Genomic DNA, 2224 nt, shown 5'->3' with positions numbered 1-2224 from the left:
CAAATGTCGATCTTCGAGTCGTTCGAAAGGTGACCGTAACTTTCGAGCTGAGAAACGTTTTCTGGCGAGTCGAGCTAGACGAAGACGTTTCTGTTCGCGCAATAATTGCGCAACCCCTGACTGCCTCTGCAGCCGGATCCTTTTCCGTGCCATCAAGTTGCCTATCGTGCGACGGCGAAACGGGGGCGAGAGACATCTGCCTAGAAACGATTAGGCAAGGTATCGGTCGTTCGCGTTGATGCCGTCGAAGTCATCACTATTGAAAAGTCGTCGCTATTTCGGCACGAGAAACGACAATCGACTGCTCACGAAACATGATCAAGAGTTGTTTCGCGACTGAACTGATAAGACGAACCTGACGCACGACGAGTCGTGAAACGCTTGCCATCAATCCCGCAACCCACCGTAGCGTTACGCACCGTCCATGCGATTGAGGGTAAGGTTTAAAGCACCAACCACAGAATGACAACCTGAGCACAACGCTCCTGATGATGTTTATAAGCCGAAAGCTCCAATACTGTCGGCATCACAACTCATCCGGATACGGAACGACTGTCATCGATCGCTTCCATGAATCTTCAATTCGGCATGACTTCGCTTGCCTGCTGGCCTTGTTGGATAGAACCAAAAGAAACATCAGACTAACCATTGAAAAACAACTTCGATGCGATAATGAATAGCTCAGATGCATGAATTACTCCGGTATTCAAATCATGCAAGACTCGCCTGTGAGAGTTGTCGAATCCAAAAAGCAGATTGACATTGCATGTCATCGACACTCAGAAACAACCTTGCTCCCCCCGAGGTTCTGTTCAACGCCACATATCAGCGTATTCCACTCGAGACTCGATACGTCTCCGGTTCGAAAATCGGATGAACAGGCTTTTATCGGTTGCTTATTGCACACGGTCCTAGCGAGGGGTACAATATCCGTCCGCCAACCCCAGAATATTCCGCAAGCCCCATACAACGCCAACACTGGTGCACGCGTGAACAGACACCTGCAGATGATACTGATTTGCCTATTCCCCTTGTTTTACATGGGGAATTCGGCATTTGCAGGACTGATCGGGAGTGACTCAACGACTATCGCGTCGGCAGCGGACCAACAGTCTTACATGCAATCCTCGATGCAGAAGCGATCGCATCGTGACCAAATCCTCGAAGCTTGGTCGTCATTTTCATCGGATGCCCTAGGTAACACGCGCCCGCCTACATCGTCCGAGTCTCAGCCGATGGTCAACACCGGCTGGATTAAGTTCGACGAGTTAAAAACCAGTTGTGCGTTCCCATGTAACCACCAGTACGACCCACCTTCAATACCATCGGAAGACAAGGTTCCGCGATTCGTTCGGTTTTGGTAGTTTCCCATTGCAACATACAATCTTACTGAACAAATCAAATGACTATTAAAAACTTTGCTGCGTTACTCATCGCGATTGCTTTCGCAGTCTCGGCAAATACGAGCCACGCTGGAATCTCTACTTTCTTTGGCGTTGACAACGGTGCCGGCGGAGCATTTGTCCCAGGCGGCAACGCTGTTACTGCACGCTCAAACTTTCTATCGAACCTCTCTGGTGGCGTTGGCACCGAGAATTTTGAATCGCTCAGCGGTTCGGTCCCGCTTAACCTCTCCTTTCCGGGCTCAACTGGAAGTGTAACGGCAACCATTACGGGCAGTTCCAGCACTGGAATCCGGACCGCGCCGACTGTAGGTGCATTTGCAACCTCCGGCACTCGCTTTCTTAGAACTAGCACTTCGACCACTGCTGGCGAGTTCAGCGTCAATTTCAGCTCCGCTATCGCAGCCTTCGGCTTCTATGCCACCGACCTTGGCGACTCGGGCGGCGGAAACGTCATCCTGAACCTTGCTGGTGGCGGTTCTGAAACCTTGACCATCCCCGTGACCGGTCTCAATAGCGGCAACCTTTTGTTCTACGGATTCGTCAGCGACACTGATACGTTCACATCGATCAGTTTCCAGAATACCGCCGGATCGGGTGACGTCTGGGGATTTGACGACATGACCGTCGGTGATATCGGCCAAGTGACAGGCGCCGTGCCTGAGCCAGGTTCGTTGGCCATCCTAGCGATCAGCTGTGGCATTGGCCTGGGTCGCCGACGCCGACGCTAACACCCGACGTTTACGCTTAAACGTCCACAAAACAACTTGTTTGGGCGAGAACTTCCAAAATACTTGGAGGCTCTCGCCTTTTTTCGTTTC

At 51.5% G+C, this 2224-nt stretch carries 2 protein-coding genes; both read left to right on the top strand.

All coding sequences use genetic code 11. The features are described 5' to 3' along the window. The first annotated feature begins 1007 nt into the window (after positions 1-1007). Entirely contained in the window at positions 1008-1364 is a 357-nt protein-coding gene (locus LOC67_RS02260) for a hypothetical protein (RefSeq protein WP_230260885.1), read from the top strand. Between the two features lie 38 nt (positions 1365-1402). Then, positions 1403-2134 carry a PEP-CTERM sorting domain-containing protein gene (locus LOC67_RS02255; protein WP_230260884.1) on the top strand — a complete coding sequence of 244 codons (732 nt, stop codon included), beginning with the start codon at positions 1403-1405 and terminating at the stop codon, positions 2132-2134. Positions 2135-2224 lie beyond the last annotated feature (90 nt).

Origin of the sequence: Stieleria sp. JC731 (assembly GCF_020966635.1) — a bacterium.
Classification (GTDB): Bacteria; Planctomycetota; Planctomycetia; order Pirellulales; family Pirellulaceae; genus Stieleria.
Note: the sequence above shows the minus strand (reverse complement) of the source record. Positions and strands in the feature narration are given on the sequence as shown.

Excerpts from the sequence above, each read along its gene's own strand:
- LOC67_RS02255 (WP_230260884.1), top strand. The coding sequence starts at position 1,403 with ATGACTATTAAAAACTTTGCTGCGTTACTCATCGCGATTGCTTTCGCA.
- LOC67_RS02260 (WP_230260885.1), top strand. The coding sequence starts at position 1,008 with ATGATACTGATTTGCCTATTCCCCTTGTTTTACATGGGGAATTCGGCA.